General features: G+C 64.3%; 25 protein-coding genes and 1 riboswitch. Of the genes, 8 read left to right on the top strand and 17 right to left on the bottom strand.

Translation table 11 applies throughout. The features are described from left to right. Nucleotides 1–4 precede the first annotated feature (4 nt). The 14 genes from BM269_RS07760 to BM269_RS07695 all read right to left on the bottom strand — a co-directional run bounded on the left by BM269_RS07760 (nucleotide 5) and on the right by BM269_RS07695 (nucleotide 12,184). Nucleotides 5–991 carry a flagellar motor protein MotB gene (locus tag BM269_RS07760; protein ID WP_229204535.1) on the bottom strand — a complete coding sequence of 329 codons (987 nt, stop codon included), beginning with the start codon at nucleotides 989–991 and terminating at the stop codon, nucleotides 5–7. Beyond that, the gene (motA, locus tag BM269_RS07755) at nucleotides 975–1,889 is read right to left on the bottom strand and encodes a flagellar motor stator protein MotA (protein WP_090436442.1); all 915 of its coding nucleotides are present in this window, start codon (nucleotides 1,887–1,889) and stop codon (nucleotides 975–977) included. Before motA ends, BM269_RS07760 begins: the two co-directional genes overlap by 17 nt. 40 nt (nucleotides 1,890–1,929) lie before the next feature. Beyond that, nucleotides 1,930–2,646, bottom strand: coding sequence for a FliA/WhiG family RNA polymerase sigma factor (locus tag BM269_RS07750; protein ID WP_090436441.1), 717 nt, complete (start codon nucleotides 2,644–2,646; stop codon nucleotides 1,930–1,932). A 5-nt stretch (nucleotides 2,647–2,651) separates the two neighbouring features. Then, nucleotides 2,652–3,107 (bottom strand): flagellar basal body-associated FliL family protein, encoded by a 456-nt coding sequence (locus tag BM269_RS07745; protein WP_090436440.1) that lies wholly within the window; start codon nucleotides 3,105–3,107, stop codon nucleotides 2,652–2,654. 7 nt (nucleotides 3,108–3,114) lie between these two features. Next, nucleotides 3,115–4,398 (bottom strand): flagellar hook-length control protein FliK, encoded by a 1,284-nt coding sequence (locus BM269_RS07740; protein ID WP_090436439.1) that lies wholly within the window; start codon nucleotides 4,396–4,398, stop codon nucleotides 3,115–3,117. 2 nt (nucleotides 4,399–4,400) lie between these two features. Continuing rightward, on the bottom strand, nucleotides 4,401–4,712 hold the full coding sequence (locus tag BM269_RS07735) for a hypothetical protein (protein WP_090436438.1): 312 nt from the start codon (nucleotides 4,710–4,712) through the stop codon (nucleotides 4,401–4,403). Next, nucleotides 4,705–5,091, bottom strand: a complete 387-nt coding sequence (gene fliS / locus BM269_RS07730) for a flagellar export chaperone FliS (RefSeq protein ID WP_090436437.1) — start codon at nucleotides 5,089–5,091, stop codon at nucleotides 4,705–4,707. Before fliS ends, BM269_RS07735 begins: the two co-directional genes overlap by 8 nt. A gap of 12 nt (nucleotides 5,092–5,103) precedes the next feature. Next, nucleotides 5,104–6,495: a flagellar filament capping protein FliD gene (gene fliD, locus BM269_RS07725; RefSeq protein WP_090436436.1), complete on the bottom strand. Its 1,392-nt coding sequence runs from the start codon at nucleotides 6,493–6,495 to the stop codon at nucleotides 5,104–5,106. Nucleotides 6,496–6,582: 87 nt separating this feature from the next. Continuing rightward, the gene (gene fliJ / locus BM269_RS07720) at nucleotides 6,583–7,014 is read right to left on the bottom strand and encodes a flagellar export protein FliJ (RefSeq protein WP_090436435.1); all 432 of its coding nucleotides are present in this window, start codon (nucleotides 7,012–7,014) and stop codon (nucleotides 6,583–6,585) included. After that, complete coding sequence (gene fliI, locus BM269_RS07715) at nucleotides 7,011–8,321, bottom strand: flagellar protein export ATPase FliI (protein WP_090436434.1); 1,311 nt, start codon at nucleotides 8,319–8,321, stop codon at nucleotides 7,011–7,013. The genes fliJ and fliI overlap by 4 nt, the downstream gene beginning before the upstream one ends. Continuing rightward, on the bottom strand, nucleotides 8,318–9,028 hold the full coding sequence (fliH, locus tag BM269_RS07710) for a flagellar assembly protein FliH (protein ID WP_090436433.1): 711 nt from the start codon (nucleotides 9,026–9,028) through the stop codon (nucleotides 8,318–8,320). The genes fliI and fliH overlap by 4 nt, the downstream gene beginning before the upstream one ends. Continuing rightward, nucleotides 9,028–10,056, bottom strand: a complete 1,029-nt coding sequence (locus BM269_RS07705) for a flagellar motor switch protein FliG (RefSeq protein WP_090436432.1) — start codon at nucleotides 10,054–10,056, stop codon at nucleotides 9,028–9,030. Before BM269_RS07705 ends, fliH begins: the two co-directional genes overlap by 1 nt. Then, nucleotides 10,037–11,797 (bottom strand): flagellar basal-body MS-ring/collar protein FliF, encoded by a 1,761-nt coding sequence (gene fliF, locus BM269_RS07700; RefSeq protein WP_090436431.1) that lies wholly within the window; start codon nucleotides 11,795–11,797, stop codon nucleotides 10,037–10,039. Before fliF ends, BM269_RS07705 begins: the two co-directional genes overlap by 20 nt. 36 nt (nucleotides 11,798–11,833) lie before the next feature. Further along, the gene (locus BM269_RS07695; protein ID WP_090436430.1) at nucleotides 11,834–12,184 is read right to left on the bottom strand and encodes a flagellar hook-basal body complex protein FliE; all 351 of its coding nucleotides are present in this window, start codon (nucleotides 12,182–12,184) and stop codon (nucleotides 11,834–11,836) included. Nucleotides 12,185–12,570: 386 nt separating this feature from the next. Between BM269_RS07695 and BM269_RS07690 the strand changes: the two genes are divergently transcribed. The 8 genes from BM269_RS07690 (at nucleotide 12,571) to ribB (ending at nucleotide 19,830) form a co-directional block, all read left to right on the top strand. After that, the gene (locus BM269_RS07690; protein WP_090436619.1) at nucleotides 12,571–13,425 is read left to right on the top strand and encodes a FliM/FliN family flagellar motor switch protein; all 855 of its coding nucleotides are present in this window, start codon (nucleotides 12,571–12,573) and stop codon (nucleotides 13,423–13,425) included. A 2-nt stretch (nucleotides 13,426–13,427) separates the two neighbouring features. Beyond that, the gene (locus BM269_RS07685) at nucleotides 13,428–13,802 is read left to right on the top strand and encodes a FliM/FliN family flagellar motor switch protein (RefSeq protein WP_373994385.1); all 375 of its coding nucleotides are present in this window, start codon (nucleotides 13,428–13,430) and stop codon (nucleotides 13,800–13,802) included. Further along, entirely contained in the window at nucleotides 13,799–14,545 is a 747-nt protein-coding gene (fliP, locus tag BM269_RS07680) for a flagellar type III secretion system pore protein FliP (protein WP_090436429.1), read from the top strand. The genes BM269_RS07685 and fliP overlap by 4 nt, the downstream gene beginning before the upstream one ends. Before the next feature lie 11 nt (nucleotides 14,546–14,556). Then, on the top strand, nucleotides 14,557–14,829 hold the full coding sequence (gene fliQ, locus BM269_RS07675) for a flagellar biosynthesis protein FliQ (RefSeq protein ID WP_055924555.1): 273 nt from the start codon (nucleotides 14,557–14,559) through the stop codon (nucleotides 14,827–14,829). A 6-nt stretch (nucleotides 14,830–14,835) separates the two neighbouring features. Continuing rightward, nucleotides 14,836–15,618: a flagellar biosynthetic protein FliR gene (locus BM269_RS07670; RefSeq protein ID WP_090436428.1), complete on the top strand. Its 783-nt coding sequence runs from the start codon at nucleotides 14,836–14,838 to the stop codon at nucleotides 15,616–15,618. After that, nucleotides 15,611–16,756: a flagellar type III secretion system protein FlhB gene (flhB, locus tag BM269_RS07665; protein WP_090436427.1), complete on the top strand. Its 1,146-nt coding sequence runs from the start codon at nucleotides 15,611–15,613 to the stop codon at nucleotides 16,754–16,756. Before BM269_RS07670 ends, flhB begins: the two co-directional genes overlap by 8 nt. Further along, nucleotides 16,753–18,846, top strand: a complete 2,094-nt coding sequence (locus BM269_RS07660; RefSeq protein WP_090436426.1) for a flagellar biosynthesis protein FlhA — start codon at nucleotides 16,753–16,755, stop codon at nucleotides 18,844–18,846. Before flhB ends, BM269_RS07660 begins: the two co-directional genes overlap by 4 nt. Before the next feature lie 90 nt (nucleotides 18,847–18,936). Next, nucleotides 18,937–19,087, top strand: a riboswitch (FMN riboswitch). A gap of 101 nt (nucleotides 19,088–19,188) precedes the next feature. Next, nucleotides 19,189–19,830, top strand: coding sequence for a 3,4-dihydroxy-2-butanone-4-phosphate synthase (gene ribB, locus BM269_RS07655; protein WP_090436425.1), 642 nt, complete (start codon nucleotides 19,189–19,191; stop codon nucleotides 19,828–19,830). A gap of 301 nt (nucleotides 19,831–20,131) precedes the next feature. Here the strand turns inward: ribB and BM269_RS07650 are convergent, their stop codons facing one another. The 3 genes from BM269_RS07650 to xdhA are packed head-to-tail and all read right to left on the bottom strand — an operon-like array spanning nucleotide 20,132 to nucleotide 24,659. Then, nucleotides 20,132–20,833 carry an aquaporin gene (locus BM269_RS07650; protein ID WP_090436424.1) on the bottom strand — a complete coding sequence of 234 codons (702 nt, stop codon included), beginning with the start codon at nucleotides 20,831–20,833 and terminating at the stop codon, nucleotides 20,132–20,134. Further along, entirely contained in the window at nucleotides 20,830–23,175 is a 2,346-nt protein-coding gene (gene xdhB / locus BM269_RS07645) for a xanthine dehydrogenase molybdopterin binding subunit (protein ID WP_090436423.1), read from the bottom strand. Before xdhB ends, BM269_RS07650 begins: the two co-directional genes overlap by 4 nt. Continuing rightward, the gene (gene xdhA / locus BM269_RS07640) at nucleotides 23,172–24,659 is read right to left on the bottom strand and encodes a xanthine dehydrogenase small subunit (protein WP_090436422.1); all 1,488 of its coding nucleotides are present in this window, start codon (nucleotides 24,657–24,659) and stop codon (nucleotides 23,172–23,174) included. Before xdhA ends, xdhB begins: the two co-directional genes overlap by 4 nt. Between the last annotated feature and the right edge of the window lie 14 nt (nucleotides 24,660–24,673).

The raw sequence follows: 24,673 nt of genomic DNA, 5'->3' as shown, positions 1-24,673 counted from the left end.
AACGTTAATTGCCATTGCTCTTCCCCTTGCCGGGCAGCAGTTGTTGTCGCAATTGCTGCAACAGGCCGGGCGCGGGCAAATCCGATTCCCGGATGATAGCAGTCTTGCTGCTTGGCATGCCAAACATCTCGGCGATGGCTTTCGCCTGCGTGTTGGTCAGGATCAGCAATTCAATCCGGCGGTTGACGCCAGCATCGGCCCGTTTGGCATCGAGCGGCGCACGGTCCGCCATGCCCACCACCTGCAACACGCTGTCCTGCGGCATGGTGCCGGCCAGCAGTTGCGAACGGGCGGCCATGGCGCGGTTGCTGGACAGGTTCCAGTTGGAGAAGGCCTGGTAGCTGGTATCGGCGTATTGCGACGAGTCGGTATGGCCGACGATCAGCATCTGGTTTTCCATCTTGGCGAACAGCGGCCCCATGCTCTGCAGCAGGCGCGCGAACTTGTCGGTCGGTACCGCCGAGCCGCGCACGAACATGCCCTGGCTGTCGGTATCGTGCAACATCACGCGCAAGCCATACGGCGTGACCACCGACTCGAGGTTGGCGGCCAGGCCGGTTTCCTCGCTCATCCTGGCCAGCGTCTTCGACAACAGCTTGAGGTCTTCCGGCGACTCGTAGCGCACCCGGTTTTCAGCGGTATTGGTGGGGCTCTTGTTGAAGCCCTGGGTGGCGTTGCCGTCCACATCGGTATTGCCGGTGCGCGGCATCGGGAAGCGCTCGATCAGGCTGCCGCGCGGGCCGCCCACCTGTTCCGGCATCACGCCCTTGCCGACGTCGGTCTTGCTGCCGTCGGCCTGGGTCAGCACGTGTTCCAGCGATTCCTGGTTGCGCACGGCCATCAGCCACAGCACCAGGAACAGGCACATCAGGGCCAGGCAGAAGTCGGCAAACGCGACTTTCCAGGCGCCGCCATGTTCATCGTGCTTGTGCTTGCCACCGCCACGCTTGACGATGGTTTGCTCATGGTGCTTGTCATGCGGCTTTAGCACGGCCACCTCCCCGGCGTGAAGTCGATTCAGGCTCGTCGCCGCCTTCCATCGCATTGATCCAGCCTTCGAGCTGGGCGAAGCTTGGCTTGATATTCAACTGCACCAGGCGGCGGCCGGCGTCGATCGCCAGCAGCGGCGGCTTGCCGGCGACGTGGGTCACCAGCACCACTTTCACGCACTCCATGGTGGACGCTTCCTGGCTCACCAGTTGCTTGAGCATATTGGAGATCGGGTCCAGCACGCCGTAGCAGAAGAAGATACCGATGAAGGTGCCGACCATGGCCGCGCCGACGTGCTCGGCGATCTCGGCCGACGTGGCGCCTTCGCCCACGGTGCCCATGGTGATCACGATGCCCAGCACCGCGGCCAGGATACCGAAGCCCGGCATCGCTTCGCCGATCTTGCCCAGCGATTTGGCCGGCTGCGTCAGTTCTTCATGGATGGCTTCCAGTTCCTGTTCCAGCACGCCTTCCAGTTCGTGGGCGTTGATCTTGCCCATCGCCATCAGGCGGAAGTTATCGACGATGAAGGCCAGCAACTTCGGTTCATCCAGGATCAGCGGGTAGCGCTGGAACAGCGGCGATTCGCGCGGCGCTTCGACGTGGGCGTCCAACGCCTTCAGACCGCCGGCGGCCAGCTGCAGCAGTTCATACATCAGCAGCAGCAACTGGCGCTGGAATTCCGAGTCGTACTTCTTGCGCGACATCAGGTGCTTGCACTGGGTCATGGTCTCGGCCAGCACGTGGCGCGGGTTGCCGATCACGAAGGCGCCAATGCCGGCGCCGGCAATCACCAGCAGTTCCAGCGGCTGCCAGATCGCGGTGAAGTGGCCGCCCATCATGGCGTAGCCGCCAAACACCGAGCCAAACACGATCATGATGCCGAATAGTTGCTGCATGGTTTATGCCTTTCGATAGGTCTTGGAGGTGGGCGGCGGCTCAGGCCGCCAGCACCGCTTTCATCTTGTTCAGGGCCTGCTTGTTCAACTGGCAGACGCGGGCGTCGGTCAGGTCCAGCACGGCGGCGATTTCTTTGTAGCTGAGCTCGAATTCGTAATACATCTGGATCACGCGCTGCTCGCGCTCATCGAGGCCGGTCAGCGCTTGCTCCAGGCTGCGGCGTATCATCAATTGCTCTTCCGGGCCGGCCACGCTGCCGGTGTCGGCCAGCGTGTCTTGCAGGATCTCGTCGAAGCTGGCGATGGTTTCCGCATTTTCGTCCAGCAGGTAGGCCTGGTAGCTGTCGGCGTCGAGGCCGAGTGCGCTCATGATGTCCTGTTCGCCCGGTTCGCGGCCCAGCTTGCGCGTCAGTTCGCGCACCGCATCGCGCATCTTGTGGCTTTGCTGGCGCACTGCGCGCGGACGCCAGTCCTGCCGGCGCAATTCGTCCAGGATGGCGCCGCGGATGCGCAGCGAGGCGTAGCTGCCGAAGCCGGTGTCCGGCTCGCCGTAGCGGCGCAAGGCTTCAAGCAGGCCCATCAGGCCGATCTGCTCCATATCGTCGCGGTCGATCGCGCCTTGCACCTGCGAATTGAGCTGGCGCACGATGCGCTTGACCAGCGGCGCATAGGCGAGCAGGTGCTTCTGCTCGTCGGCTACGCTGAGCGCGCCGTAGCTCTCGGCATATGGCTCTGCAACCGTGTCCACCAAGCCCATGGCCCTTACTCCAGGATCAACTTGCCGATCATCACCTGCTCGAAGGGGCGTTCGCGCGCCTCCTTGGCATAGGCTTCATCGTAAGCCTTGTTCAATTCCTCGACAAACTGGTCAATGGTCATCATGGAAGCTTTTTCCATCGGCAGCGCCGACAGGGCGCGCACGGCAACGCTGCGCAGCAGCGGCAGGGCTTCCTTGGCTTCCTTTTCCTGCTTGGCCGTGGTGGAGATGACGAGGTCGGCCGACATATAGTGCGGCACGGTATCGCCCGGCTGGCGGCGCAGCATGACAATGACTTTCTCGATGGTCAGGTACTTCAGCGGCTCGCCCGGCTTTTTCTCTTCGGCCGCCGCCTTGGCTGGCTCGGCGCTCTTGCCTTTCATAAACCAGACGGCGCCACCGGCGGCGCCAGCGCCTACCAGCAGCACGACGGCTGCGATCAAGACCAGTTTCTTGTTCATCTAATGCTTACTCCCGTTCGCCCAACATGGCAAAAGTGGTGGTGACGGCATCACCGTCTTCCAGGGCACGGCCTGGCTGGCGCTGTTGCTCGCGTTGTTGCTGTGCTTCCTGTTGGCGCTGTTGCTGGCCGCCATCGGCCAGGTTGCGCGCAGTGCTGGCGGACACCGTGACCGCCACGTCGCCGAACTGGCGTTGCGACAGGTCCTGGCGCACGGCCTCGCCAATGGTGTTGAGCTGGCGCAGCACTTCGCTGTGGCTGGCCGCGATGTTCACTTGCAGGGCGCCGCCGCTGTGGCGCACCGAAATTTCCACGCTGCCCAGATTGGGTGGTTCCAGGCGGATCACGGCGCGTTCGTCGTTGCGCGCCAGTTGCAGTTGCAGGCGGTCGCCGAGGGCAGCGCGCAGCGGCTGATGCCATTGCTCCGCGCTGCCGCTCAGTTGCACTGCATCTCCCGGCTGGGCCGTGGACGCATTGGCCAGCACGCTACGGAAGCCGGGCAGGGCGCCGGCATCGCTTGGCTGGCGCTGGCTGTCGGCCAGCATGCTGGCGCTGTCCTTGGCCGCGATCGGCGCGGCGGTGCTGTCGGCGGCCCGGCCTTGCAGGGCGTTCAGCGCGGCCGCCAGCGCTTCGCCGGCAGCAGTGCGGGTGGCCGCTGCCGGGGTGCCGGCCGGCAGCGCAGGAGTGACGACGGGGCTCAGCACAGGGCTGACGACGGGACGGGCTGCCGCGGCCAGCATGGCGGCGCGGGTGTCGAGCAGGGATGCCTCGGGCGCCTTGCCCACTTCGCGTTGTGCACCGGCACCGGCGCCGGCGCCGCGCGCGGCCAGGGCGCTGGCCTGGGCCTGTTGGCGCAGCAGCAGGGCGCTATCGTTGGCCGCCGGCTTGATGGCTGGGGCGGCGGTCAGGGCGGCGGCAACGGCTGCTACGCTGTCCGGGGTGGCGCCCGGCGCGCCGCCGGGCAGCGGCAGGTTGCCCATGGCGGGCAGCATGGTGGCCACCGCCTGTGCGGCAGCCGCCTGGTCGTCCGCTACGCCGGCTGGTGCGGACTCGTCTTCGGCAAGATCGCCGGCCATGGCGTCCAGCAAGGCGCCGAATGGCGCCGGTGCGAGGGCCACGGCAACATCGTGCAGCGCGCCGGCCACGGCATTGGCCGGTGCAGCGCTATCAGTCGCTGCGCCGGCAGGCGCGGCATCGCTGGCGGCAGTGCCATTGGCCGCTGGCGGCGGCAGGCCGCTGGCGCCGGTGGCTGGGGGGACGGTGGCGGCAGGCGCCGCAGGCAGCTTGATCATGCTCAGGTTCCGGTAGCAGCGTTATCGCTGTCGAGGGCATAGGCAAGCCAGCCCTCTCTGTTGTGGGTCATATCGTTCAGGTGCTGGCCGGTCTCGACGGTGGCGCTATCAACCTTGGCCACGGCCGCGACGTGCACATCGCGCAACGCCGCCAGCGCTGCGCGCTCGGCCGGCGTCCATTCACCCTGCGCCGCCAGCGCCGGCAGGCTGGCGCACAGCAAAGTATTGATCGCCGCCAGCGCCGCCCAGTCGCTGGCGGCAGTGGCGGCGCTCAGCTGCTGCGCAAGCTGCAGCAGCGTCTTGTGCCTATCCATGCTTGTCGTGCACTCCCTGCCAGCCGGCGCGGATCGTGGTCAGCAGGCCCACCACCTCGTCGATGACAGCAGGGTCCATGTCCACGCCGGCACGGTACAGGCGGGCGGCGCAATAATCGTACAGGCGGCCCAGGTTGGCCACCACCTCGCCGCCTTGCTCGAAATCGAGCGAGCTGGCGAGGCCGTTGATGATTTCCGTGCACTTGTCGAGGCTGAGCGCCTTTTGTTCGTAGCGCTTGCCGACGATATGGCCGCGCGCACGGGCCAGCTCTTCCAGCAGGCCGTCGGTCAGCACCAGCACCAGCTCGATCGGCGTGGCGCGGGCCGTCTGTGCTTCCAGGTTGGTGGCGTGATAGCTGCCGTAGGCGTCGTGATCCATTGTTTAAGACTTTCAGGAATCGGATTTGCTGAACATCGCATCAAACATGCTGCTGGTTCCGCTCATCTGGGACTGCAGGGATTGCAGTTGGGTGAACTGGGTCAGGTAGCGCTTGTATGCGTTGTCGTATTGGTTTTCCAGCACGGCCTGGCGGGCCACCAGCTGGGACTGCAGTTTGGCGTTGGCATCCTTGCGCGTGGCCAGCTGGCCGGTACCGGCCTTGGTCCAGCTGTTGACCAGGGTATCGAGGTTGCCCAGCACGCCGGTCGGCGCGGGGCCGGTCTTGCCCAGGATCGCGTCGAGACCGGTCGGGTTGGTGGCCAGGGCCTTGTCCAGGCGGGTCTTGTCCAGCGCCAGGGTGCCGTCGCGCTGGGCAGTGACGCCATAGTTGACCAGGCTGACGCCGCCGACCGCGGTGCGCAGCAGCGACTGCATGCGCGACTTCAGCGAAGCGAGCCCGGCGTCGGAGGCGTAGATGCCGCTGGCCGCGCCCTTGGTCGGGTCACCGGCTGCCGTCAACTCGCCGATCGAGGCCAGCATCTTGTTCCACTGGTCGACGAAGTTCTGCACATTGGTGGCGGTGGCGCTGCTGTCGCGGGCGACATTCAGCGTCACCGGCACGCCGCCGGTCTGCGCCTTGGTGAAGGTCATCGCCACGCCATCGACCACGTTGAAGGTGTTCGAGGCTTGCGTGATCTTGTTGCTAGGATCGCCCCCCGGGGCGCCGACCCAGACCACGGCATCGGTGCCGTCCTGCAGCACGCGGTTGGCATCGGCCAGTTGCGCTTGCAGGGCCGGGTCGCCCAGGTTGGTGGTGTCGATGCCGGCCACGCCATTGGCCTGGCCGGTCAGGTTGGAGGTCAGCACCAGGCGGGTCTGGCCGTTGACGGTCAGGGTCGAGGCGGTGACGCGCGAGTTGTTGGTCGCTTCCATATTGATGGCAGCGGCAATTTCTTTCGCGCTCAGCACATTGTTCAGGTCCTTGTCGCCGTTGGCCAGGCTGACGGTAAAGCTGCTGCCGTCGGCCAGCTTGACGGCCAGGGTCCCGGCGGCAGCGCCGGTCACGCCGGAATTGCTCATGCCGCTGTACGAGACCTGGCCCACGGTGGCCAGTTGTTCGACGTAGAACTGGTAATTGCCGGCAGTCGCCGAGGCGGTCGCGGTGGCGGTGCCGACATCGGAGCTGAAGCTGGCCTTGTTGGCCACCACCGAGCCGGACGCGGTAGTGCTCGACAAGGCGCTGCGGAAGGTACTCAAGGCCGAGCTGAGCTTGGTCAGCGCCTTGCCGACCGCCGTCGCGCTGGCGGACTGGCTGTCCAGCATCGACTGGCGGCCCTGGATATACATCTGCGCCAGTTGGGTGGCCGTGGTCTTGGGATCGTAGGTGGGGACAGAAGTTGCCATTTCTCGTGCTCCGAAGAAATTAAATGAAGTGTACCAAGGTAAGAGGCGACCAAAGTGATGACTTCATGAAATATTCGGTTCAGCCTTTCATTTATGCCCGCGGAACCACAGTTGGGTTGCCAGTTCGTCATGCCGCTTGCGCTCTTGCGCGCGCTGCGCCGTGACGGCCGCGTCCTGGTGCCGCTCGAGCACCTGGCCCAGCACTTCGCGCTTGACGTAGGCGGCGGTCAGGGCGCGCTGCGAGACGGCCATGTCGGCTTCATGCATGTGCAGGTTGAGGCGCTGGCTGTCGGCCATGGCCATCACGCCCTGCTTGTAGTCGCCGCAGTTGAGGGCCAGCGCCATCGGCAGCCGGCCGGAGGCGCCGCTGCTTTCGTACAAGTTGGTCAACTTGTCGAGGGTCTTCTTGTAGCGCTCGCGCACGCTTTCCTTGGCGGCCATTTCCGTTTGCAGTTTGTCGACTTCATTGCTGCGCATGTCGACCAGGGTCGACAGGCTGCGGATGGTGGTAGAGGTCATGCCATCAACCTTTCAAGTTGGTCCACGCAGTTGGCATAGGGGGCCGGTTCCTTGGTCCCCTGGCACAGGAATTCTTCGATATGCGGATGCAGGTTCACCGCCTTGTCGGTGACCGGGTCGGCGCCGGGCACGTAGGCGCCCAGCGGGATCAGGTCGCGCACCCGTTCGTGGCGTGCCATCGACGCTTTCAAGGCGCGCGACGCCAGCATGTGCTCGCGCGTGATCACGTGGTTCATGCAGCGGCTGATCGAAGCGGCAATATTGATCGCCGGGTAATGGCCGCGCTCGGCCAGCTCGCGCGTCAGCACGATGTGGCCGTCCAGGATGGCGCGCGCGGTGTCGACCACCGGGTCTTGCTGGTCGTCGCCTTCGGCCAGCACGGTGTAGATCGCGCTCATGCTGCCGTACGGGTTTTCGCCGTTGCCGGCCGATTCGACCAGCTGGGGCAGGGCGGAAAACACCGACGGCGGATAGCCCTTGGTGGCAGGCGGCTCGCCCAGTGCCAGCGCCACTTCGCGCAGCGCCATCGCGTAGCGCGTCAGCGAATCGACCAGCAGCAGCACGTTCTTGCCCTGGTCGCGGTAATGGGCCGCGATCGAGTGGCACAGTTCGGTCGCCATGATGCGCATCAGCGGCGACTCGTCGGCCGGCGCGATCACCAGCACCGCCTTCTTCAAGCCTTCCGGGCCGAGCGACATTTCGATGAACTCGCGCACTTCGCGCGAGCGTTCGCCGATCAGGCCCACCACCACCACGTCGGCCACGGTCTGGCGCGTGATCAGGCCCAGCAGCACGGACTTGCCGACGCCGGAGCCGGCCATCAGGCCGACGCGCTGGCCCTTGCCCAGTGTCAGCATGCTGTTGATGGCGCGCACGCCGACGTCGAGCGCGTCGACCACCGGTTGCTTCCTGAGCGGGTTGATGCGCGGCGGCTGGGCGTCGAGCGGGTAGTCGCCGCCCAGCTTGCCGAGCTCATCGATCGGTTCGCCGATACCGTTCACCATGCGCCCCAGCCAGCTGTCGCCAATCTGCAAATTGGTTTTTTCCGCCGACGGCAGCACGCGCGCGCCGGTGGTCAGGCCGGCCGCCTTCTTGAACGGCATCAGGAAGGTCAGCTTTTCGCGGAAGCCCACCACTTGCGCGTCCAGCCATTCGCCGTCGACTGTCTCGATCTGGCAACGCTGGCCGGTATGCAGCTTGCAACCCGTCGCCTCCAGCAGCAGGCCGGAGGCCCCCACCAGGCGCCCGGTCGGGGTGGCCAGCGGTACCTCATCGAGTTCCAGTTTGCGCAGTGCGTCTGCAATCATTCTTCACTCTCGGCATCGTCTCCGCCATCGGCGGCCTGCAACTGATTATCGACCTGTTCCATGACAGCGGCAAGACGCTGGTGGCAGCCGGCGTCGACTTCGCTGTCGCCGGCGCGGATGCGGCATTCGCCCAGGTCGAGGCGGGCATCGCCGATCAGGTTCCAGCGCTTGGCGCGCTTCGGATCGACTTCCATGATGCGCTTCACTTCTTCCGGATTCAGGTAGACATCGATCTCGTCGCGGGTGGGCGGCATCGACGCCAGGGTTTCGTCGACCAGGGCCATGATCTGCACCGGCTGCAGGGCGAGCTCGGCGCGGATCACATTGCGCGCCACTTTCGCCACCAGGTCCACCACTTCCTTGCGCTGCGCGGCGCGGTAGTCGGCGCGCAGCTTCTTCAGCGATTTCAGCATGCCGTCGACCGGACGCGCCAGGTGGTCGAAGCCGACCAGGGTTTCCTGGCGGCCTTCTTCACGGCCCAGCTCCACGCCTTGCTGGCGGCCCGCTTCAAAGCCGTCTTCCTGGCCGCGCTGCAAGCCGATCTCGTAGCCGTCGCGCTGGCCCTGCTCGAAGCCTTCGCTGACCGAGGCCTGCCATTGCGCGGCATCGGCCAGGTGGCCTGGCCCGCCGACGCGCTGGCCATTGGCGCCATGCGTGTGCACGTATTGCTGCAAGGGCGGAAAGCGGAACGGGCGGAACTGTTTCATCACTCGACCACCGTTTCGGCGAACAGCTGCACTTCGACTTCGCCGGCATCGGCCAGCGCTTTCACGGTGGCCATGATTTCCTGGCGCGTCGCTTCGATGCGCGACATCGGCACCGGGCCGGCGCGCCGCATCATGTCTTCGAACGCTTGCGCCTGGCGCTTCGGCATGGTCTTCAGCACCGCATCGCGGATGGCCTGCTCGGCGCCCTTGAGCGCGATGGCCCACTGCTCGAGCGGCACTTCCTCGATGATGCGGGTGAGGGTGACTTCGGTCTGGGTCGACAGGATCAGGAAGTCGTACATCTGCATCTCGATCTGTTCCACCATTTCCGGATCGTGGGCGCGCAGCAGCTCGACGATCTGGGCCCGGTTGCCCGGCAGGCGGTTCAGGATCTCGGCCACCTGGCGCACCCCTTCCACGCTGGTCGACTGCGAGTCGAACGAGGACAGGCAACGGTTCACCAGCTCGTCCAGTTCCAGCAGCAGGTCGCGGTCGATCTCGTCCAGGCGCGCCATGTTCAGCAGCACCAGGTCGCGCCCTTCCAGCGGCAGCGCATCGAGGATCTGGCCGGCCAGCGCCGGCGGCAGGAAGGCCAGGAACACCGCCTGCATCTGCACGTGTTCGTTGGCGATATAGTCGGCCAGCCACTTCGGCGAGGCCCACTGCAGGCGCGCCATCTTGGGGCGCAGCTCATCGCCGTAGATGTTGTTCAGCACGGTGTTCGCGATATCGCCGCCCAGCGCCAGGTCAAGCGAGCGCTTGAGGAAGGAGCGCGAGGCGCCATGCACCCCCGATTGCTGGCGGTAGTCGTCGAAGAAAGTCTGCATGGCAGTCTTCACTTCTTCCACCTTGATGCCGCTCATGCGCGACATGACCTGGGTCACTTCCAGCAACTCTTCGCGCGACAGGCAGCGCAGCACGGCGGCGGCCGGCTCTTCGCCGATCGACAGCAGCACGATGGCAGCCTGCTCGACCGGGCTCAGGCCCTGTTCCGGCTCGTGGTCCAGGTTATTGTTGATGTCGGCCATTTTTCTGCATCCATTGTTTGACGACTTCGGCTACGCGTTCCGGCTCTTTCTCGGCCAGCACCTTGAGGTGGTCCACCATCACGTCGACCGGCGAACCGGCCGGCGGCAGATCGTAGTTCTCCAGCAGCGGCACCACCGGCATCTGGCTGCCTTCCAGGGCGCCCGGCTTGGCGCCGCCTTCCTGTGCTTCCGGAGAGCCTAGTGCAGCTGCCGCAGCGGCGGCGCCCGGGACAGCGCTGCCGCTGCCCGGCATCGGCGCGGCCTCGGCCTGGCGGGCTGCGCCGGCCAGGGCCGGCTTGGCGGCCGGCGCCGGCTTGGCGGGCGCGAAGCGGGCGGTCAGCAGGCGCAGCAGTGGACGGGCCAACAGCAGGTAAGCCAGCAACAGCGCCACCGCATAGCCGAGCCAGTTGGCCGAGTCGACCACCGTATCGCGTTCCTGCCACCACGGCACTTCGGCCGCCTTGGCCGGGAAGTTCATGGCGCTGACCACCAGCTTGTCGCCGCGTTCTTCATGGATGCCCAGGCCACTGCGCAGCACCTTGTCGATGTTGGCGATTTCCGCTGCGGTCCAGCCCGTCTTGGGGAACGGCGCCGCCGCCTGCGCCAGCACCACCGCCACGTTCTGGCGCACCAGGCGGCCGCGGGCGCGCTTGGTCTGGGTGATGCTGCGGTCGTAAGCGTACTGGCGCGTGGTGGCGTTCTTGCGGGCGGTGCCGTCCGGCGCCTGGCCCGGCGCGGCGGCGCCGCCTTGCGCGGCCGCGTCGGCCGCCTGCTGTTGCGGCGGCCGGTTGGACAGGGTACCCGGCACGCCCATGGCGATGCGGTTGCGATCCTGCTCTTCGCGCATGGCTTCGCTGGTGACCTTGGGCTCGGCGCCATATTTTTCAACGGTTTCCTCGACCTTGTCGTTGTCGACATCGGCGGTCACGCTGACGCGGAAATTGCTGTCGCCGACGATCGGGCCCAGCAGGCCCTTGATGTTGGCGCGGATTTCGTCCTGTTGGCGCTTGGCGCTTTCGTTGCTCGAGGTGGAAGCATCGAAGGCTTCGCTCAGGTCGACGTGGGAAGACAGCAGGTTGCCGGCCTGGTCCACCAGGCTCACGCGCGCCGGGCTCAGCGAGGCAACGCTGCCCGCCACCATGTTGACAATGGCGGCAATGTGTTCCGGCGCCAGGGCGCGGCCCGGCTTGGTAGCGATAACTACGGATGCCGACGATTTTTCGCCGTCGCTCGCGACGAAGGAAGTCGACTTGGCGATCGACAGGTGCACGCGCGCATGTGCGATCGCGTCGAGGGTCATGATCGAGTTGGCCAGTTCGCCTTCCAGGCCGCGCCGGAAGCGCACGTCCTGCACGAATTGCGACACGCCGAGCGGATCGCTCTTGTCCATCAGTTCCAGCCCGGCCGGCAATTGCGCGGTCACGCCTTTGGCGGCCAGCAGCATGCGCACCTGGCCCAGCTTGCCTTCCGGCACCAGCACCTGGCCGGTTTCCGGATGGATGCGGTAGGAAATTTTCTCCGCGTCGAGCACGGTCATCATGTCGGCGGTGGCGACCTTCTCGCGCTGGCCGAAGACCGGCTTGTAGCCGCTCTGGTCCTTCCACAGGAACATCAGCACCAGCGCCGTCACGCCGACCGCCAGCAGCAGCAGGGGATACAGGTTCTTCAGGACAGCCGGCGGCACTGCGGGAGCCGCGGCGCCCCGCCAGCGTCCGAGCGCGGACTTGAGGTTAGCAATCACGTCAGGTCTTTCGAGAGGGGAGGCGGAAATAACAGCTTACAGCGGAAGCTTGATCAATTCATCGACCGCACCCATTACCTTGTTGCGGACCTGCATCAGCATCTGGAACGACAGGCTGGCTTCCTGGCTGGCCAGCATGGCGCCGACCAGGTTGTCGCTGCGGCCGGCGTCGACATCGGCCATTTTTTGACCGGCATCAAGGTCTTGCGCATTGACGCCGGCAATCGCGTCTTGCATCGTTTGGGCGAACGAGAAGGTGGCGCCGGCTGGTTGCGCATGGAACTGGGCGGCCGGTGCAATGAGGTTGGCGTGCTGCGTGAGCTCGGCGGCCGCGTTGTTCAGGGATGCCAGGTCGGCCTTGATCAGGCCAGCGAATTCATTTGCCATAGAACACCTCAGGTTGGTTGCGTCAGGGCGCGCGTACGTTACCAATACAGCAACAAGATTAACTTCAAGTTACTAACTAACAATCTAGACTAATTGTTAAATGGTGCCGTACGGGAACATGCAGTGTAACCCGATTCCGGGAGCGTAACAAGCGCTTGCAAATTGCAAAACTTCTTATAAATCATGCACTAAGGATAGTTTTTGCAACCAACTGCTATTGCCTTGCACTAATGAAGCTTACTCTTCGGAAACTTTTATGTAAAGTCTTTTTGACCAATGAGGTACTTGATTCATGGCAATATTGAGGGAATTGAGTTATTCTACGCTTCCAAGATCATCCTGAGCGTATAACTTTGCGATAGGATTGCAGCAGACGGATGGCCACCATGACTACCTCTCAAAGCACTGTGCGATACGAAGTACTTGACCCTTGCTTGCTGGGACGGCCGGTACACCGGCTGCCTGAGTTTGCCGCGCAGTTGCGCGACGACCTGGCCCAGGCCATGCGCCTGAACGTGCATCGCCGCTACTGGGGCACGTTCCAGGTGGACGAGGTTGCCTTCAGCCGCCTCGACGGCAGTGAAGCGCGCCAGCGCTGGCTGGGTTTTGCGGCGCCTTCCGGGCAACTGGGTTTTGCGCTGGAGCGTAAGATCCTTCTGAGCGTATTGAATTATCGTTATGGGCGCGCCACCCGCGCCGAGGCTGCTGTTGACGAACAGGCCGTCCGCGTTACCGCTACCGAGGAGCGTTTGGCTGTGGTTCTCGGGCAACAGTTGGTGAGCATCCTGGCAGCGCGGATTGAAAGTAACCAGCCTGCGGGCGGCCGCGCATTGGGCGAAGAAGACAGCATCAAGGCCGGCAACGGCGCCCAGCCCGGCAAAGGCAGCTGGGTGATCACCGTTTCGCTGAGCGATGGCGAACTGCAGGGCAAGGCCTGGTTCGCACTCGACAAGCAAGTGATGGGCAACGTGCTGGGCGGACTGATGCCCGCGCGCGATGCCGGTAAAAAGGGCAGCAAGCATCCAGAGCCGCTGGCGGCGCGGCTCCAGGTGGGCCTGAGCGGCCGGCTGGTTTCCAAGGAAACCACGCTGGGCGCCATGTTCGACCTGCGTGTGGGCGATGTCATTCCAATCAGCCTGCACAGGGCAGACGTTATGCTCGAAGAATCCCGCCTGTTCACAGCAGCGGTAACTGAGCACAAGGGCAAACTCTGCTTAACCTCTTTTGAAGATATCGAATGAACATGATGAATAACCCGAACGGTTCCAACGACTCCATGCTGGACGATATGTCGGAAGAAATGATCATCGACCAGGTAGCGCAGGATTTGAGCGACGTGCCGGCGCCGCGTGGCGGCCGGCGCGACCTGCCTGCCATGATGCGCAAGATTCCCGTGACGCTGACGCTGGAGGTCGGGTCGGCCCGCCTGTCGCTGCAGGACCTGATGCAGATCGGCCCGGACAGCGTGGTGGAGCTCGACATGCTGGCCGGCGAGCCGCTGACCATCAAGGTCAACGGCACCGCGATCGGCCGCGCCGAGGTGGTGGTGGCCGGCGAAAACTACGGCCTGAAGGTCATCGATCTGGACGGTTTGAATCTGGACATGATGGCGCCATGACCGCGCGCCGCCTGGTGCCCGGCCTGGCGGCCGGTATGGTGTTGTTATGTGCCTGCGCCCCGGCGTGGGCACAGGACTTGCTGGCCGGGGTGGTGCCCGGCGCCAAGACCGACTTGTCGGTGAAGATGCAGATCCTGATCATCATGACCCTGCTGGGCTTGCTGCCCATCATGGTGATGATGATGACCAGCTTTACCCGCTTCGTCATCGTGTTGTCCCTGCTGCGCCAGGCGCTCGGCCTGCAGCAAGGCTTGCCCAACCGGATCATCACCGGCGTGGCGCTGATCCTGACCCTGCTGGTCATGAAGCCGATCGGCGACGCGGTGTGGCGCGATGCCTTCGTGCCGTATGACCAGGACAAGATCGGCCTGCAGGATGCGCTGAAGATTGCCGAGAAGCCGATCTCGCGCTTCATGCTGGCCCAGACCAGCAAGGCTTCGCTCAAGCAGATCGCCCACCTGGCGGGCGAGGATGCGATCAGCAACCCGGCCGACCATGGCTTCACCGTCAAGCTGGCCGCGTTCGTGCTGTCGGAACTGAAGACGGCGTTCCAGATCGGTTGCCTGCTGTTCATTCCCTTCCTGATCATCGACCTGGTGGTATCGTCGGTGCTGATGGCAATGGGTATGATGATGCTGTCGCCGCTGGTGATTTCACTGCCTTTCAAGTTGCTGCTGTTCGTGCTGGTGGATGGCTGGACATTGACTGTCAATACGCTCGTGACGAGCATACAGGCCTATTAGGGGACGGGAAGATGCTGACGCCCGACGTGGCCGTCGACCTGATTGTCGAGGCCCTGCATATCGTAATGATCATGGTCATGGTACTGGTGGTGCCAGGGCTGGTGGCGGGCTTGCTGGTGGCGCTGGTGCAGGCCGCGACGCAAATCAATGAGCAGACGCTGAGCTTCCTGCCGCGCCTGCTGGTCACCCTGCTTGCCATCGTCCTGACCGGGCGCTGGATGTCCAGCTACCTGATGGATTATTGCGTCTCGATCTTCCAGCGCGCGGCAACACTGGTCGGGTAGCGGGCCATGGAACAGGTCCTGGCAAACCTCCTGGTGTGGCTGACGGCAATCTGGTGGCCCTTCGTGCGCTGCATGGCCATGCTGAGCGCGGCGCCGGTGCTGGGCGAGATGATGGTGCCGGTCACGGTGCGGCTGCTGGTATCGCTGGTGCTGGCGATTATCCTGCTGCCGGTGACGCAGGGCCAGGTGGTGCAGGGCATCGATCCGGTGTCGGTGCAAGGCATCGCGGTGACGCTGGAGCAGGCGGTGATCGGCGGCACGATCGGGCTGGCCTTTCATTTTTCGATGTCGGTGATTGGCGTACTGGGCTACCTGGTGTCGAGCCAGGTCGGTTTTTCGATGGCGGTGATGAATGATCCGCTGAACGGCACCTCCTCCGACGTGGTGTCGGCGCTGCTGTCCATGCTGGCCATCGTGATCTTCTTTTCGATCGACGGCCACCTGGTGCTGGCGGGAGTGATCGGGCAAAGCTTCAAGGCCTGGCCGCTGGGCGGCGGCTATCCGGCGCTGTTGCTGCAGACGGTGGCCTGGAACGTGGCGTGGATTTTTTCCGCCGCCATGCTGCTGGCGATACCGGTGGTGTTTTCCGCGCTGGTGGTGCAGCTTGGCTTCGGCTTCCTGAACCGCGTGGCGCCGTCGCTGAACCTGTTTGCCTTGGGCTTTTCTGTGATCACCATTTTCGGCCTGCTGATGCTGGGCCAGGTGGTACGCTTCATCCCGCAGCATTACATCCGCATGTCGAGCCGGGTGCTCGACATGATCCAGCAACAGATGGTGCCACATGGCTGACGACAGCGGCGGCGACAAGTCAGAGAAGGCTTCAGCGCAGAAGCTGAAGAAGTCCCGCCAGGAAGGCCAGGTGGTGCGTTCGCGCGACCTGGCGACAGCCATCGGCATCCTGGTGTCGCTCAAATTGTTCGTGTACATGCTGCCGGCGTATCTGCTGGACTTCCGCGAGATCTTCCACCAGGCGTTCGCACCGCTGGAGAGCGAGGGCGCGCTGGACAACGTCATGAGTACCGTCTGGCTCAGTTGCGCGCTGCTGCTGGTGAAGATGCTGGTGCCGCTGTTCGTGGTGCCGCTGTTCATCGTGCTGGGCGCCATGGTGCCCGGCGGCTGGGTGATGAGCACCAAGAACCTGGAGCCCAAGCTGGAACGTTTCAACCCGGTCACCAACCTGGGGCGCCTGTTCTCGAAAAAGCATGGCTTCGAGCTGCTGGTTTCGATCGGCAAGGCAGCGGTGCTGGGCTGGGTGCTGGTGCACATCGGCACCAGCACGGTCAATGACTACACGCGCTTGCAGGGACTGGGGTTGAATGACGCCATGATTTTCGGCGCCAACCAGATGCTGAATGGCGTGATGGCGATGGTGGCCGTGTTCATCATCTTCGCCATCATCGACGTGCCGGCCCAGGCTTACTTCTTCGCCGAACAGCAGAAGATGTCCAAGCAGGAGCTGAAGGAAGAGTACAAATCGCAGGAAGGGCGCCCTGAAGTACGCCAGCGCATCCGCCAGTTGCAGCGCGCCATGGCCGAACGCTCCGCACGCAAGATCGTGCCGGGTGCCGACGTGGTGATCGTCAACCCGGAGCACTATGCGGTGGCGCTGAAATACGACGAGAAGCGCGCCGAGGCGCCATATGTGCTGGCGAAAGGCGTCGACGAGATGGCCTTGTACATCAAGCGCCTGGCACAGGAGCACGGGGTTGAAGTGCTTGCGCTGCCGCCGTTGGCGCGCGCAATCTACAATACCAGCCAGGTCAACCAGCAGATTCCCGTGCAGTTGTACCAGGCTGTTTCCATGGTCCTGCATTATGTGCTGCAGCTGAAGGCGTTCCGTGAAGGGCGCCGTCCGTCGCAGCCAAATCCGCTGGAAGCGGGGCAGGTACCGGTTCCAACTTCCATGAGTGAGGCAGCAACCATATGAATTTCCTGAAGGGCTTGTTCGCAGAAGCGGGACGCCACAAACTCGCCACGCCGGTCTTCCTGCTGGCGATCCTGGCGATGATCATCCTGCCATTGCCGCCTATCCTGCTGGACGTCCTGTTCACCTTCAACATCGTGCTGGCGCTGATCGTGATCCTGGTCAGCGTGAATGCCAAGCGCCCGCTGGACTTCTCGGTGTTCCCGACGGTGATCCTGGCCACCACGCTGATGCGATTGACGCTGAACGTGGCCTCGACCCGCGTGGTGCTGCTGCACGGCCACCAGGGCACGGATGCCGCCGGCAAGGTGATCGAGGCGTTCGGCCAGGTGGTCATCGGCGGCAACTACGTGGTCGGCATGGTGGTGTTCGTGATCCTGATGATCATCAACTTCGCCGTGGTGACCAAGGGCGCCGAGCGCATTTCCGAAGTGTCGGCGCGCTTCACCCTGGATGCCTTGCCGGGCAAGCAGATGGCGATCGACGCCGACCTGAATGCAGGCCTGATCAACCAGGAAAAGGCCATCCAGCGCCGCAAGGAAGTGTCGACCGAAGCGGACTTCTACGGCGCCATGGACGGTGCCGCCAAGTTCGTGCGCGGCGATGCGATCGCCTCGATCCTGATCCTGATCATCAATATCGTCGGCGGCGTCGCCATCGGTACGGTGATGCAGGACATGAGCTTCGGCGATGCGTTCAAGCAGTACGCGCTGCTGACCATCGGCGACGGCCTGGTGGCCCAGATCCCGGCGCTGCTGCTGTCGGCTGCGGCCGCGATCATCGTCACCCGCGTGTCCGAAACCGAAGGCGCCGATTTCGAGGCCCAGGTGGGCCAGCAGTTGCTGGCATCGCCGAATGTGCTGTTCAGCGCCGCAGCCGTGATGGTGATCATCGGCCTGGTGCCGGGCATGCCGAAACTGAGTTTCCTCACCTTCGCGGCGGTACTGGCCTACGTGGGCTGGCGCCTGTACCAGCGCCAGGGCGCGCCGGTAGTCGACAATATCGCCGCCATCGAGGCTGCGCTGCGCGAAGAAAAGGTGCCGGAGCTGGAATGGCAGTCGCTGCCCGTGGTGCAGCCGCTGCAGGTTTCGCTGGGCTACAAGCTGGTGGGCATGATCGACAAGGCGCACGGCGAGGTGCTGGCCAAGCGCTTGCGCGGGGTGCGCCAAAGCCTGTCGGAAGCGATGGGCATGGTACTGCCGCAGATCAATGTGCGCGATGACCTGGGCCTGAAGCCCTCCCAGTACGCCGTGGTGCTGGGCGGGTCCACCATTGCGGTGGCCGAGGTGTTCGCCGAGCGCCTGATGGCGATTCCGTCGCCGAATGTGTACGGCCAGATTGACGGCATTCCCGGTGTGGAGCCGGCCTATGGCATGCCGGTGACGTGGATCGAAGCCAAGGACAAGGCGCATGCGCTCGGCCTGGGCTACCAGGTGGTGGAAGCGCCAAGCGCCATCGCGACCCACGTGTCGAAACTGATTCGCGAGTACCTGCCGGAGCTGTTCCGCCATGAAGACGTGGCGGCGCTGATGGAGCGCCTGACCGCGCTGTCGCCCAAGCTGGCCGGCTCGCTGGACAAGGCGCTGAGCCATACCCAATTGCTGCGCGTGTTTCGCGTGCTGCTGCAGGAATCGGTATCGCTGAAAGACATCGTACCGATCGCCACGACCCTGCTCGATTCGTCGGAGACCACCAAGGATCCGATCCTGCTGGCGGCGGAAGTGCGCTGCGCGCTGCGGCGCCAGATCGTGTCCGGCCTGTTCGGGCAGAAGAATGAGATGCTGGCCTTCAACCTGGGCGGCGAACTGGAAAACATGCTGCTCGGCTCCCTCAACCAGGCGCGCCAATCCGGCAAGGTGGTGCTGGACAACTACCCGATCGACCCGCATCTGCTGGCGCAGCTGCAGGTGAATATGCCGGTGGCGCGCGAGCAGATGAAGCAGCAGGCGACGCCGCCGCTGCTGCTGGTGCTGCCGCAGATCCGGCCGCTGCTGGCGCGCTACGCCCGCCTGTTCGCGCCTGGGCTGCACGTGCTGTCGTATAACGAGGTGCCGGAGAACCGCGAAGTCTCCATCATCGGCACGGTCGGCTAAAACCGGTAAACTAGGGTCCGACCCACAGGGTCGGACGCGTTACGGTTTTGCTGTTAAAATCCCGCCGCCTGCACCGTGCAGGCACAAAAATTACGTCTTCGGGGCGGGGTGCGATTCCCCACCGGCGGTAAGAACGGCAACGTTCAAGCCCGCGAGCGCCTGCCTGGCTGCATAGGGCAGGGTCAGCAGACCTGGTGCGACTCCAGGGCCGACGGTATAGTCCGGATGAAAGAAGATGTGCGCTGTCGCGCGTGTACCTGTCCGCTTTTTGCGTACGGCTAGCCGCGCCTATTCGCTTGCCCTGGAGCGTTTTTCGTTAACTTTTAGCGAGGAGCGTTTCCTATGTTGTCCCCTGAATTTACCCTTCAAAGCACCGACCTCGAAGCCCGCATCCATGCGGCGCTGGAAGCCATGCGGGCCGGTGTCCCTGTCATCCTGCTGGACGATTTCGACCGTGAGAACGAGGCCGACCTGATTGTCGCCACCGACCGCCTGACGGTGGAAACCATGGCCCTGATGATCCGCGAATGCAGCGGCATCGTGTGCCTGTGCCTTACCGCCGACAAGGTGCGCGAGCTTGAACTGCCGCCGATGGCTGCCGAGAATGGCAGCAAGTACGGCACGCCGTTCACGGTATCGATCGAAGCGCGCCATGGCGTCACGACCGGTGTTTCCGCCGCCGACCGCGTCGCGACGATCCGTGCCGCGGCGGCGCCGGGTGCGCGTCCCGAAGACGTGGTGCGCCCTGGCCACGTGTTCCCGCTGCGCGCCACGCCTGGCGGAGTGATGATGCGAGCCGGCCATACCGAAGGTTCGGTCGACCTTGCCAGCATGGCAGGGCTGTCGCCGTCCGCTGTCCTGTGCGAGCTGATGAACGCCGATGGTACGATGATGCGCGGCGAAGCGATCGAGCAGTTTGCACGGCTGCACGGCATGCCCATCCTCACGATCGCCGAGCTGATCGAATGGCGCAAGCGCAGCTAGAATTCGGTGCCAAAATTCGGTGCCAGGTCTGTCATTCGGACAGGCTGACTACACCTTTGATTTAGATCAAACCACCCGCTCCGACGTAATCGGTCAGCGGGTGTTTTCTTTTGATGGAGAAAGTACTGAGAAATATCAAAGGTATGAGGTGCGTGTCCAAATGACAGACCTGGCACCGAAGCTCTTGGCACCGAAGCTCTTGGCACCGAAGCTCTGGCACCGAAGTTCGTGGCACCGAATTTCGAGCGTCGATGTCGCGCGAAACCTTGCGCTGAGCAAGCGCAGTTTGCAGCGCCAACTATCAAGGATTGGCAGGGTGTGACGCCGGGTGTATTTCGTCACGAATCCGTGCCGGGCTATGCAGCCATGTGACCAGCACTGTCGCGGCGATGGCGCCGAGCATCTGGGCGGCGACGTAGCCGGAAACGTCTTCCAGTCGGATGCCGGCCACCGTGTCCGTCGCGGCGCGTGCCAGCGTGAGGGCGGGGTTGGCGAACGAGCTCGATGCGGTGAACCAGTAAGCGGCAAGGATGTAGGCCGCGACGGCAAATGGCGTAACAGCGGGACGGCTGCGCGCGCAACCGCCGATGACGAAAATCAGGCCGAAGGTTGCCACGAATTCGCTCCACCATTGCGCCGCGCCGTTCCTGGCGTGGGTTGCGGCCGAAAAAAGCGGCTCGCCGAACATCGTATGCGCTGCGGCCACGCCGGCGACGGCGCCCAGCACCTGCGCCGAGGCGTAGGGCAGCGTTTCGCTCCACTTCATGCCGCCTTGCCATGCTTCGGATAGTGTGACGGCAGGGTTGAAATGGGCGCCGGAGATGGCGCCGAACGCCAGGATCAGCGCCAACAGTCCGCTGGCGCTGGCGAGCGAATTGGCGAAGAGGGCAATGGCCGCATTGCCGCCTGCCAGGCGGTTGGCCATGGTGGCGGAACCCACCACCACGGCCAGCAGCAGCGCAGTGCCAAGCGCTTCGGCGACAAGGCGTCTGGCGAGCGTCATGCCTGGGCGCGAACCGCGTCCACTGCATCGAGGATTGCTTCACCGGTGGCTGGGGCGCGCAGCGGCGGGTTGATACGGTAGTTGCCGACCGATGCAATGGCGTCGCGAATGGCCAGGAACACGGAGAAAGGCAGCAGCAACGGCGGCTCGCCGACCGCCTTGGAGCGGTGGATGCTGTCGAACGGGTTGCGGTTCTTGAACAGGCGTACGTTGAAGTCTTCCGGGCAGTCGGAAACGCCGGGAATCTTGTACGTGGATGGCGCGTGCGTCATCAGCTTGCCCTGCTGGTTCCACCACAGTTCTTCGGTCGTCAGCCAGCCCATGCCCTGCATGAAGGCGCCTTCCACCTGGCCCACGTCGATGGCGGGGTTCAGCGAATTGCCGGCGTCGTACAGGCAGTCGGCCTTCAACAGCTTCCATTCGCCGGTCAGGGTGTCGACGATCACTTCCGACACCGAGGCGCCGTAGGCATAGTAGCCGAAGGGATTGCCGCTCATGGTTTCGCGGTCCCAGCTCAGGCCCGGCGTGGCGTAGAAACCGTCGGACCAGAGCTGCACGCGGGCCAGGTAAGCTTTTTGCACCAGGTCGGCGAACGGAATGACGGTTTCGCCGGCGAATACGGTACCGTTGGCGAGGATCACATCTTCGGCCTTGACGCCGAACGATTTCGCGGCGAATTCCACCAGGCGCTGGCGCAGCGTGTGGGCCGCGTCCTGCGCGGCCTTGCCGTTCAGGTCGGCGCCGGTCGATGCGGCAGTGGCCGAGGTGTTGGCGACCTTGCTGGTGTCGGTGGCGGAAGCGCGCACCCTGGAGAGCGGAATGCCCAGTTCATGCGCCACCACCTGGCACACCTTGGTGTTGATGCCCTGGCCCATTTCGGTGCCGCCGTGGTTCACCAGCACCGAGCCGTCGACATAGATGTGCACCAGCGCGCCGGCCTGGTTGAAGTGGGTGACGTTGAAGGCGATGCCGAACTTCACAGGCGTCAACGCCAGGCCTTTCTTCAGCACCGGATTGGTGGCGTTGAATTCGCGGATTGCTGCGCGGCGGGCGCGGTAGCGGGTTTCGCTTTCCAGTTGTGCCACCAGTTCATGGATCACGTTGTCGACCACCTTCTGGCCGTACTGGGTGACATTGCGGCCTTCTTCGTCGTTGCGGCCGTAGAAGTTCAGCTTGCGCACGTCGAGCGCGTCCTTGCCCAGGTTACGGGCGATTTCGTCGATGATGTATTCGATGGCAATGGCGCCTTGCGGGCCGCCGAAGCCGCGGAAAGCGGTGTTGGACTGGGTGTTGGTCTTGCCTGCCATGGCGCGGATATCCACGTCCGACAGGTAGTAGGTGTTGTCGAAGTGGCAGATGGCGCGCGTTGCCACCGGCGCGGACAGGTCGGCCGAGAAGCCGGCACGGGTCACCATCTGCACCTTGGCGGCGCTGATCAGGCCCTGCTTGTCGTAGCCGATCTCGTATTCGTAATAGAAGCAGTGGCGCTTGCCGGTGACCATCATGTCGTCGTCGCGGTCGGCGCGCAGTTTCACGGGACGCTTCAGGTGCGCGGCACTGACCGCGGCGCAAGCGGCCCACAGTGCCGATTGCGACTCCTTGCCGCCAAAGCCGCCGCCCATGCGGCGGCATTCCACCACCACCGCGTGCGAAGGGTAGTGCAGGGCGTGCGATACCACGTGCTGCATCTCGGTCGGGTGCTGGGTGGAGCAGTAGACGTGCATGCCCTTGCCTTCCTTCGGGACGGCATACGAAATCTGGCCTTCCAGGTAGAACTGCTCCTGGCCGCCGACGTGCAGTTTGCCCTTCAGGATGTGCGGGGAGCGCTCAAATGCGGCCTGCGCATCGCCGCGCGTCAGGCGCATTGGCGGGACCACGAAGGATTCGGCATCGCGCGCCGCTTCCGGCGTCAGGATGGCGGGCAGTTCTTCGTATTGGATATCGGCCTTGCGGGCGGCGCGGCGGGCGTTGTCGTGGGTGTCGGCGACCACGATGAAGACCGGCTGGCCGACGTATTCGACTTTCTCTTCGGCGAGGATCGGGTCGTCGTGGATGATCGGGCCGCAGTCGTTGCTGCCCGGGATGTCCTGGTAGGTGTAGACCGCCACGACGCCGGGCATGGCCTTCACCGGCGCCAGGTTGAGCGACAGGATGCGTGCGTGGGCTTTCGCCGACAGGCCCAGCGCGGCGTGCAGCGTGCCTTGCGCTTCCGGAATGTCGTCGGTGTATACGGCTTCGCCCAGCACGTGCAGGATGGCCGATTCGTGCGGGTGGCTCTGGCCCACTTCGGACCAGCCTTTGGCGGCGCCCAGCGTCATGAACTGTTCGGACTTGCTGTTCATGCTGCGGCTCCTTCCTTGAATGCGTAAGCGTTGACGTAGGTGTTCGATACAGCGCCTTCCGGGCGGGTCTCCATCCAGAAGCGGCGCAGCAGGTTCTGCGCGGTGCGCATGCGGTAGTTGGCGGAGGCGCGCATGTCCGTCAGCGGCGTGTAGTCGCGCGCCAGCGCCTCCATGCCAGCGCGCAGCGTGGTTTCATTCCACGGCTGGCCGTTGATGGCGGCTTCGGCCAGCGGTGCGCGGCGCGAGGTGGCGGCCATGCCGCCGTAGGCAATGCGGGCGTTGCGGATCACGCCGTTGTCGAGTTCCAGGGAGAAGGCGGCGCAGACGGCGGAAATGTCCTGGTCGTAGCGCTTGGCCAGTTTGTAGGTGCGGAATTGCTGGCCGTCTTGAGGGGCCGGGATGCGCACGGCTTCCACGAATTCTCCCGGCTGCCAGTCCTTCTTCATGTAATCGAGGTAGAAATCCTGCAGCAATAGGACGCGCTGCCCTTTGTCCGAGCGCAGCACGATCTCGGCGCCGAGCACGATCATCCATGGCGCGGAGTCGCCGATCGGCGAGCCGTTGGCGACGCTGCCGCCAAGGGTGCCGGTGCTGCGGATTGGCTGGGAAGCGAAGCGCTGCCACAGCTCGCGCAGCGAATCGTTCGGATACAGTTCCAGCGCGGCTTGGTAGGCGTCATCCAGCGACACGGCGGCGCCGATTTCCAGCTTGCCGTCGACAGTGGCGATGCGGTGCAGTTCCTGCACCTGGCGGGTGTAGATCACGTCGCCCAGGTTGCGCATCTGTTTGGTGACCCATAGGCCGACGTCGGTCGAGCCGGCCAGGATGGTGGCGGCCGGCTTGGCGGCGCGCAGGGCGCTCATCTCGGCCAGCGTGCGCGGCGCGTGGAAAGTCTGGCCGTCGTGGGTGTAGCTGAACATGCTGTCTCGTTGCAGTCCTTGCAGGACGGATTTCAATGCTGCGCGGTCGAAGCCGACCGCCGGCAGCTCGCCCATGCGGGCGGCTGCATCAATAATCGGGCGGTAACCCGTGCAGCGGCACAGGTTGCCGGACAATGCCTCATCGATCGTTTTGCGGCATGGCGGCGCGCTCTGGCCTTCCTGCTTCAGGTACAGGCTCCAGAGCGACATGGCGAAGCCGGGGGTACAGAAACCGCATTGGGAACCATGGCATTCCACCAAGGCTTCCTGCACCGGGTGCAGGGCGCCGTCCGGCTGTTTCAGGTCTTCCACCGTGAACACCGCCTTGCCGTCCAGGGTTGGCAGGAACTGGATGCACGAATTCACATTGCGCATTTCCAGCTCGCCATCCACCAGCGAGCCGATCACCACGGTGCAGGCGCCGCAGTCGCCTTCGGCGCAGCCCTCCTTGGTGCCGGTGCAGTGCAGGTCTTCCCGCAGGTGTTGCAGCACCGTGCGGGTGGGGGCGGCGGAATCGACTTCCTGCACGCGCCCCTGGTAGAAGAAACGAATCGGTTGGGACATCTTTACTACTCCTT

This window comes from Duganella sp. CF458 (assembly GCF_900113115.1).
Taxonomy (GTDB): domain Bacteria; phylum Pseudomonadota; class Gammaproteobacteria; order Burkholderiales; family Burkholderiaceae_D; genus Rugamonas.
The sequence above is the reverse complement of the archived record's forward strand: the minus strand, read 5'-3'. Positions and strand labels throughout refer to the sequence as shown.

What these genes read in the sequence shown, in the direction of transcription:
- motA (WP_090436442.1), bottom strand. Translation starts at nt 1,889, where the DNA reads ATGCAGCAACTATTCGGCATCATGATCGTGTTTGGCTCGGTGTTTGGC.
- fliH (WP_090436433.1), bottom strand. Translation starts at nt 9,028, where the DNA reads ATGAAACAGTTCCGCCCGTTCCGCTTTCCGCCCTTGCAGCAATACGTG.
- BM269_RS07735 (WP_090436438.1), bottom strand. Translation starts at nt 4,712, where the DNA reads ATGGATAGGCACAAGACGCTGCTGCAGCTTGCGCAGCAGCTGAGCGCC.
- BM269_RS07690 (WP_090436619.1), top strand. Translation starts at nt 12,571, where the DNA reads ATGACTACCTCTCAAAGCACTGTGCGATACGAAGTACTTGACCCTTGC.
- fliI (WP_090436434.1), bottom strand. Translation starts at nt 8,321, where the DNA reads ATGATTGCAGACGCACTGCGCAAACTGGAACTCGATGAGGTACCGCTG.
- BM269_RS07670 (WP_090436428.1), top strand. Translation starts at nt 14,836, where the DNA reads ATGGAACAGGTCCTGGCAAACCTCCTGGTGTGGCTGACGGCAATCTGG.
- fliP (WP_090436429.1), top strand. Translation starts at nt 13,799, where the DNA reads ATGACCGCGCGCCGCCTGGTGCCCGGCCTGGCGGCCGGTATGGTGTTG.
- fliQ (WP_055924555.1), top strand. Translation starts at nt 14,557, where the DNA reads ATGCTGACGCCCGACGTGGCCGTCGACCTGATTGTCGAGGCCCTGCAT.
- fliD (WP_090436436.1), bottom strand. Translation starts at nt 6,495, where the DNA reads ATGGCAACTTCTGTCCCCACCTACGATCCCAAGACCACGGCCACCCAA.
- BM269_RS07750 (WP_090436441.1), bottom strand. Translation starts at nt 2,646, where the DNA reads ATGGGCTTGGTGGACACGGTTGCAGAGCCATATGCCGAGAGCTACGGC.
- xdhA (WP_090436422.1), bottom strand. Translation starts at nt 24,659, where the DNA reads ATGTCCCAACCGATTCGTTTCTTCTACCAGGGGCGCGTGCAGGAAGTC.
- BM269_RS07705 (WP_090436432.1), bottom strand. Translation starts at nt 10,056, where the DNA reads ATGGCCGACATCAACAATAACCTGGACCACGAGCCGGAACAGGGCCTG.
- BM269_RS07660 (WP_090436426.1), top strand. Translation starts at nt 16,753, where the DNA reads ATGAATTTCCTGAAGGGCTTGTTCGCAGAAGCGGGACGCCACAAACTC.
- xdhB (WP_090436423.1), bottom strand. Translation starts at nt 23,175, where the DNA reads ATGAACAGCAAGTCCGAACAGTTCATGACGCTGGGCGCCGCCAAAGGC.
- BM269_RS07740 (WP_090436439.1), bottom strand. Translation starts at nt 4,398, where the DNA reads ATGATCAAGCTGCCTGCGGCGCCTGCCGCCACCGTCCCCCCAGCCACC.
- flhB (WP_090436427.1), top strand. Translation starts at nt 15,611, where the DNA reads ATGGCTGACGACAGCGGCGGCGACAAGTCAGAGAAGGCTTCAGCGCAG.
- BM269_RS07745 (WP_090436440.1), bottom strand. Translation starts at nt 3,107, where the DNA reads ATGAACAAGAAACTGGTCTTGATCGCAGCCGTCGTGCTGCTGGTAGGC.
- BM269_RS07685 (WP_373994385.1), top strand. Translation starts at nt 13,428, where the DNA reads ATGATGAATAACCCGAACGGTTCCAACGACTCCATGCTGGACGATATG.
- BM269_RS07650 (WP_090436424.1), bottom strand. Translation starts at nt 20,833, where the DNA reads ATGACGCTCGCCAGACGCCTTGTCGCCGAAGCGCTTGGCACTGCGCTG.
- BM269_RS07695 (WP_090436430.1), bottom strand. Translation starts at nt 12,184, where the DNA reads ATGGCAAATGAATTCGCTGGCCTGATCAAGGCCGACCTGGCATCCCTG.
- fliS (WP_090436437.1), bottom strand. Translation starts at nt 5,091, where the DNA reads ATGGATCACGACGCCTACGGCAGCTATCACGCCACCAACCTGGAAGCA.
- fliJ (WP_090436435.1), bottom strand. Translation starts at nt 7,014, where the DNA reads ATGACCTCTACCACCATCCGCAGCCTGTCGACCCTGGTCGACATGCGC.
- ribB (WP_090436425.1), top strand. Translation starts at nt 19,189, where the DNA reads ATGTTGTCCCCTGAATTTACCCTTCAAAGCACCGACCTCGAAGCCCGC.